Here is a 6,787-nt window from a genome sequence, read left to right on the forward strand (position 1 = left end):
ATAAAAAAAGATAGTAAATAAAATAGCGAATACTAGCAAATTCGGCGCGAATCCTGCGCCGAATTTTAAAAAGAGCAAGGGTTAAAACGATGGGATGATTGCGCCTTTATATTGCGTCTCGATAAACTTCTTCACTTTCTCGCTTTGGATCGCTTTATCCAGCGCCTTGATCTTAGGGCTGTTTTCGTTACCCTCCTTAACGCTAATGACATTGGTGTAAGGGTTGCCCTCCGCCTTTTCTAAAAACAGCGAATCTTTGATCGGGTTTAAATTTGCGTTAAAGGCGAAATTTGAGTTGATAACCGCAATATCGACATCGCCTAAAGTGCGTGGAAGTGCGGCTCCCTCAAGCTCTAAAATTTCTAAATTTTTAGGGTTTTTCGTTACATCTAGCGGCGTGCGGAGCTTGGCGCTTTGATCAACTTCGATGAGCCCTGCGGCTACGAGTAGATCTAGCGCGCGACTTTCGTTAGTCGGGTCGTTCGGCACGGCAACTTTGGCGCCGTTTTTAAGATCTTTTAAATTTTTAATCTTATGGCTGTAGATGCCCATCGGCTCTAAATGCACGCCCACGGTCGCTTTTAATTTTGTGCCTTTGTTGGCGTTAAATTCCACCATATACGGCACGTGCTGAAAAAATCCGGCATCGACATCGCCGCTATCGGTAGCGAGGTTCGGGGTTACGTAGTCATTGAAAACCTTGACCTCAAGATCGTAGCCTTGGGCTTTTAGATCGGGCTTGATCTGCTCCAAAATTTCGGCATGCGGTATCGGAGTAGCGGCGACTACGATTTTTTCGGCAAGAGCGAAGCTGACGACGCTGGCGCTAAGAAGCGAAGCGAGAAGAAATTTCTTCATATTTAATCCTTTTGGTTAAAATTTCGCGGTATTATAGCAGGTAGAATTTTTAATGTCAAGCGTTTTTATATGATTTTTTAAAATTTTATACAAAATCCTTTAAAAATCAATACTTATAGATATATTGAAATACTATACTTTAATCTATTATCTATATAGTATCGCCATTTTAATGAGCGCTTTACATAAATTCCGCTAAAATCGCAAAATCTAAAATTTTAAAAAAAGGCTGAAAATGGCAGATTTTTACGACGCGAAAGCCGTAGAGGAGAGCTTTTATAAAATTTGGGAGCAGCGCGGTTATTTCGAGATCGACGGCAATAAAGATATCCAGCAAAAAGGCAAAAACTTTTGCATTATGATGCCCCCTCCAAACGTCACCGGAGTGCTTCATATCGGGCATTCGCTCACTTTTACCTTGCAAGATATCATGACGCGATACAAGCGAATGGACGGCTACCGCACGCTTTGGCAGCCGGGGTTAGACCACGCAGGCATCGCGACGCAAAACGTCGTCGAGCGCGAGCTTTTGACGCAAGGGATCAAAAAAGAAGAGATAGGGCGTGAGGAGTTTTTAAAGCACGTTTGGCGCTGGAAGGAGCAAAGCGGCGGGCAGATCGTAAAGCAGATGAAGCGTCTTGGCATCACGCCTGCATGGAGCAGACAGCGCTTTACGATGGACGAAGGGCTTAAAAACGCCGTGCGCAAAGCCTTCGTAAGCTTATACGACGCTGGGCTCATTGTGCGCGGAAACTACATGGTAAACTGGTGCACGCACGACGGCGCGCTAAGCGACGTGGAGGTCGAGCACAAGGAAAACAAGGGCAAACTTTATCATCTGCGCTACTACTTTGCGGACGAGCAAAATTTATCAAATTTAAATGGATGCCGAGCATCAAATTTAAATAAAAATTCTGTTTCAAATTTAACTCAAAATGACGAGGCAAAGTATCGTGATGAAGATTTGCAAGTTGCGCAGAATTTTGCGAGTGCAGATAGAACAAATAGTTCATCAAGCGAGCAAAATTCAAACTCTTGCAAAGATTCGCGCGAGACGAGCCGCAACTACATAGTCGTGGCGACTACGCGCCCAGAGACTTACTTCGGCGACACCGCCGTAATGGTAAATCCAGTGGACGAACGCTATAAAAATTTGATTGGTAAAAAAGTCGTACTGCCGCTAATCGGCCGCGAGATAGAGATCATCGCCGACGAATACGTCGATATGAGCTTCGGAACGGGCGCCGTGAAGGTCACGCCCGCGCACGATACCAACGACTACGAGATAGGCAAGCGCCACGAGCTGGGCTTTATCACCGTTTTTGACGAAAAAGGAATTTTAAACGAGCAGTGCGGTAAATTCAAAGGCCTAGAGCGACTTGCCGCGCGCGAGCAGATCGTAGCGGAGCTTGAGAGGCTGGGCTATATCGAAAAAATCGAGGACTACGAAAATCAAGTCGGCTACTGCTACCGCTGCAAAAACGTCGTCGAGCCGTATATCTCGCAGCAGTGGTTCGTGCGCGCAGATATCGCAAAAGAAGCAATTACCAAAGTAAATTCCGGCGAGGCGGAATTTTTCCCGAAGCACTGGATCAATAGCTTCAACGCCTGGATGCGCGAGCTGAAAGACTGGTGCATCAGCCGCCAGCTGTGGTGGGGGCATAGAATTCCCGTGTTTTACTGCGACTGCGGCCATCAGTGGGCGGAAGAGCGAGAGAGCCCCGATGTCTGCCCAAAATGCGGCGGCAAAAATTTTACTCAAGATCCCGACGTGCTTGATACGTGGTTTTCAAGCGGTCTTTGGCCGATCAGCACGCTTGGCTGGGGCAATGGCGAGGCGCTGAAAAACGAGAAGTGGTTTGAGGAGGATTTGAGTGAATTTTATCCAAATACCATGCTGATTACGGGCTTTGACATTTTGTTTTTCTGGGTCGCGCGCATGATGTTTCAGTGCCAAAACGCCATGGGCGATCTGCCGTTTCGCGACATTTATCTGCACGCCTTGGTTAAGGACAAAGACGGTAAAAAGATGAGCAAATCGAGCAAAAACGTAGTCGATCCGCTGTTAAAAATCGATGAATTTAGCGCCGATATTTTGCGCTTTACGCTTACGATTTTGTGCGTGCAGGGGCGCGATCTGCGCCTTAGCGACGATAAGCTTTTGATATATCGAAATTTTACGAATAAGCTCTATAATGCGAGCAAATTTTTGCTTTTAAACGCTTCTAAATTCGATGATTTAGACGCTGCACAGATCAAAACGAGCCTCGGTAAATATATGCTTTCGCGCTTTAACTGCTGCGTAAATTCCGTGCGCGAGAGCCTAGATACTTACCGCTTCAACGACGCTGCGACCGAGCTTTATAAGTTTTTTTGGGACGAGTTTTGCGATTGGGGCATCGAGCTTAGCAAGGCGGACAAGGCCGCAATCGGCGAGCTGGGGATGATTTTTAAAGAAGCGATGAAGTTGCTAAGCCCGTTTATGCCGTTTCTAAGCGAGTATCTGTATCAGGAGCTAAGCGGCACGAAGCTGCAAGACGCGCGCTCCATCATGGTGATGAGATACCCACATCCTGGCGAGCGCGACGAGCGGATCGAGGAGCTATTTTCGCTCGTTATCGAAGCGATCGTTAGCATTCGCCGCGCAAAGGCGACGATCGAGCTCGGCAATGCGCGCGTAGCCAAAGCCTACGTCAAATCCGCAGTCGATCTAAGCGCCGCCGCGGACTACATCAAAACGCTTGCCAAGGTCGATGAAGTGGAATTTACGCAGCAAAATATCGCAAATTCCGCCCGCGACGTAAGCGAGAGCCTAGAAACTTTCGTACCGCTTGAGGGGGTCGATCTTAGCGGCGTGATTTCGCGCCTTAATGCTCAGAAAACGAAGCTACGAAAAGAGATCGAAAAGCTCTCTGCAATGCTTGGCAATGAAAAATTTATCTCCTCCGCGCCGGCTGACGTCGTCGCCGCAAACCGCGAAGGGTTGCAAAGCGCGCAGGAAAAATTTGCTAAAGTATGCGACGAACTAAAGGCGTTTGGCGAGTAGCCCGCTCGTTTGAGCCAAAATTTTAAATTAAGGAGAAAAATATGTCAAAGGGTAGTATCGGTGGATTTACTTTAGGCACGGTCATAGCCGTCGCACTATCATGGGGAGTCAATAAAAGCATAATGTGGGCGATAATCCACGGATTTTTAAGTTGGTTATACGTGATTTATTATTTCCTACTGAGGTAAAATTTCATCGGCGGCGCGCCGTTTTACGCGCTAAATTTTAAAATTTGAAGGGTAAAAAATGAGCGAAAAAATAAAAATAGCGGTTTTAGGATATGGAAATTTGGGTCGCGGCGTGGAGCTTGCCGCTCGAAATAGTAAGGATTTAGAGCTTTCGGCGGTGTTTTCTCGCCGCGAGCCGCACAGCGTGCAAACATGCGGCGCGCCTGTGTTTAGCGCGGATGAAATTTTATCGCACAAGGGCGAATTCGACGTTTTGGTGCTTTGCGGCGGTAGCGCGACGGATCTGCCGACTCAGACGCCCGAGTTTGCGCGGAGCTTTAACGTCGTAGATAGCTTCGATACGCACGCAAAAATACCTGAGCACTTCGCCGCGGTAGACGCCGCAGCTAAAAAAGGTGGAAACGTAGGTATCATCGCCGTTGGCTGGGATCCGGGTCTGTTTTCGCTAAGCCGCCTATTTGGCGAGAGCGTGCTAGAAAACGGCAGCAGCTACACATTTTGGGGTAAAGGCGTAAGCCAAGGCCACTCAGACGCCATCCGCAGGATCGAGGGCGTCGTGGACGCACGCCAATACACCGTGCCGATAGAAAGCGCCTTGGAACGAGTCCGTGCGGGCGAAAACCCAAAACTTAGCACGCGCGAAAAACACTTGCGCGAGTGCTACGTCGTAGCCGAAGAGGGCGCCGATAAAGCGCGCATAGAAAAAGAGATAAAAACGATGCCGAATTACTTCGCCGATTACGACACGAGCGTGCATTTCATAGATCTTGCGACGCTTAAAAAAGAGCACGGCGGCATCCCTCACGGCGGCTTCGTCCTGCGAAGCGGAGCGACGGGCGAGCACGGCGAAAATAAACATCTGATCGAGTTTTCGCTAAAGCTTGACTCAAATCCGGAATTTACCGCAAGTGTGCTCGTAGCCTACGCCCGTGCGGCGTATCGTCTGGCACAAAGAGGTGAGAGTGGCGCATTTAGCGTGTTTGACATCGCTCCGGCGCTTCTTTCGCCAAAGAGCGCAGATGAGCTAAGGCGCGAAATTTTATAAATTTCTGGGGCGTTTCGGCGGAATTATGAACGAGGAAATCTGAGTGATAAAGATAGAAAATTTAAAGAAATTTTACGGCAAAACCTGCGTGATCGACGATGTGAGTCTGGAGGTAAAACAGGGCGAAATTTTCGCCATCGTCGGCCACAGCGGCGCGGGTAAAAGTACGCTGCTGCGCTGCATAAATGGGCTTGAGGACTATCAAAAAGGAAGCCTCAAAGTAGAGGGCAGGGAGGTAAGAGAGCTAAGCGCCGCTCAGATTCGTGAGCTACGTAAAAATATCGGTATGATTTTTCAGCACTTCGCGCTTATGAGCCGCCGCACCGTCGCGCAAAACGTCGCTACGCCGCTTGCGTTTTGGGGCCATCCCGAGGATCACACGAAGCGCCGCGTTGCCGAGCTTTTGGAGCTCGTGGGGCTTGCGGATAAAGCAAACGCCTACCCCAGCGAGCTTAGCGGCGGACAGAAGCAGCGCGTGGCGATTGCGCGTGCGCTTGCATTAAGCCCTAAAATTTTGCTATCCGACGAGGCGACCTCGGCGCTTGATCCCAACACCACCGCGCAAATTTTATCGCTTCTGCGCCGCATCAATCGCGAGCTGGGCATTACGATCGTGCTCGTCACGCATGAGATGGAGGTCGTAAAGGGCATCGCGCAGCGCGCGATCCTGCTTAAGGGCGGGCGCGTGAGCAACTCGGGCGATATCGTCTCGCTGTTTTTGCACCCGGATGAGAATATGAAGGAGTTTTTGGGCGAGGAGGAGGTGCTGCCCGCAAGCGGCGTGAATATCAGGCTCTTTTTCCCGCCCGCGGTTGCGTTTGACAGCGTGATCACGCATATGGCGCGCGCTTTGGAGATAAATTTTAACATCGTCTGGGGCAAGCTCGAGCGGCTTGATAAAAACGTCGTCGGAAGCCTCGTTATCAACGTAGAGCCCGCACACGTCGCGCGCGTGGAGGAGTTTATCAAAAAGGCGGGCGTAATCTACGAGATCGTAAGCGAGGATGAGATCAAAGATCACGCCATTTCGTAGGCGTGAAATTTAATATTTTTTCTATCGCTCGCAGCACCAGGCAGCGCGGCGTTGCCACCTTTTGCAGGCGTTAAATTTTACTTTTTTGCGCGCTTGCGCTGGATAAAATTTATGGGCGGTATCTGAAATTTAAATTTATAAGAGCGCCGAAGAGCATGAGCGATGCGCGCGGGCGTTAAAATCCGCCGCACTTGCATTACGCGCATTAAATTTCGTCGCGCGGGTAGTACTGAGACGCGGATGGTGCGGTTCAGTATGAAAATTTCATTCTGGCGTTTAAGGCGTGAAATTTTAATTTTATATCTCTGCGCGGTGCGTTGAAGCATGAAATTTTAAATTGCTTCGCCGTGCGCGGAATTTCAAAGCGCAAGATTTTGCTTTGGTGCGGTCGTGACTTTAAAATTTAAAATTTGTGCTTTAAATTTTATCGGCAGCAATGCCTGCGGCGAAGGGCGATTTAGAATTATTAACCGCCGTGGTTAGTGGATTTAAAAATTCACGCGCCGCACTAAATTTAAGGGCTTACGCGGCATGGCGAATTCAAAAGCTCGCGCGATGCCACAAATTTAAAGACTCGCGCGGCGTTTTAAATTTAATGACCGAGCCGTGGCATTATA

5 protein-coding genes are annotated in these 6,787 nt (G+C 48.9%); 4 read left to right on the forward strand and 1 reads right to left on the reverse strand.

The genetic code is table 11. The annotated features are described in order from the left end of the window. Positions 1 to 81 precede the first annotated feature (81 nt). On the reverse strand, positions 82 to 858 hold the full coding sequence (locus Q0614_RS05350; protein ID WP_298787060.1) for a MetQ/NlpA family ABC transporter substrate-binding protein: 777 nt from the start codon (positions 856 to 858) through the stop codon (positions 82 to 84). A 235-nt stretch (positions 859 to 1,093) separates the two neighbouring features. Here Q0614_RS05350 and Q0614_RS05355 point away from each other — a divergent pair, with 235 nt between their 5' ends. From Q0614_RS05355 to Q0614_RS05370, 4 genes are read left to right on the forward strand one after another with little or no spacing between them, the layout of a single operon-like run. After that, entirely contained in the window at positions 1,094 to 3,904 is a 2,811-nt protein-coding gene (locus Q0614_RS05355; RefSeq protein ID WP_298787062.1) for a valine--tRNA ligase, read from the forward strand. 41 nt (positions 3,905 to 3,945) lie between these two features. Beyond that, positions 3,946 to 4,092 carry a hypothetical protein gene (locus Q0614_RS05360; RefSeq protein ID WP_297880516.1) on the forward strand — a complete coding sequence of 49 codons (147 nt, stop codon included), beginning with the start codon at positions 3,946 to 3,948 and terminating at the stop codon, positions 4,090 to 4,092. 58 nt (positions 4,093 to 4,150) lie between these two features. Next, positions 4,151 to 5,137, forward strand: a complete 987-nt coding sequence (locus Q0614_RS05365; RefSeq protein WP_298787064.1) for a diaminopimelate dehydrogenase — start codon at positions 4,151 to 4,153, stop codon at positions 5,135 to 5,137. 43 nt (positions 5,138 to 5,180) lie between these two features. Beyond that, entirely contained in the window at positions 5,181 to 6,170 is a 990-nt protein-coding gene (locus Q0614_RS05370; protein ID WP_298787066.1) for a methionine ABC transporter ATP-binding protein, read from the forward strand. Positions 6,171 to 6,787 lie beyond the last annotated feature (617 nt).

The organism is uncultured Campylobacter sp. (genome assembly GCF_937997595.1).
GTDB lineage: Bacteria > Campylobacterota > Campylobacteria > Campylobacterales > Campylobacteraceae > Campylobacter_B.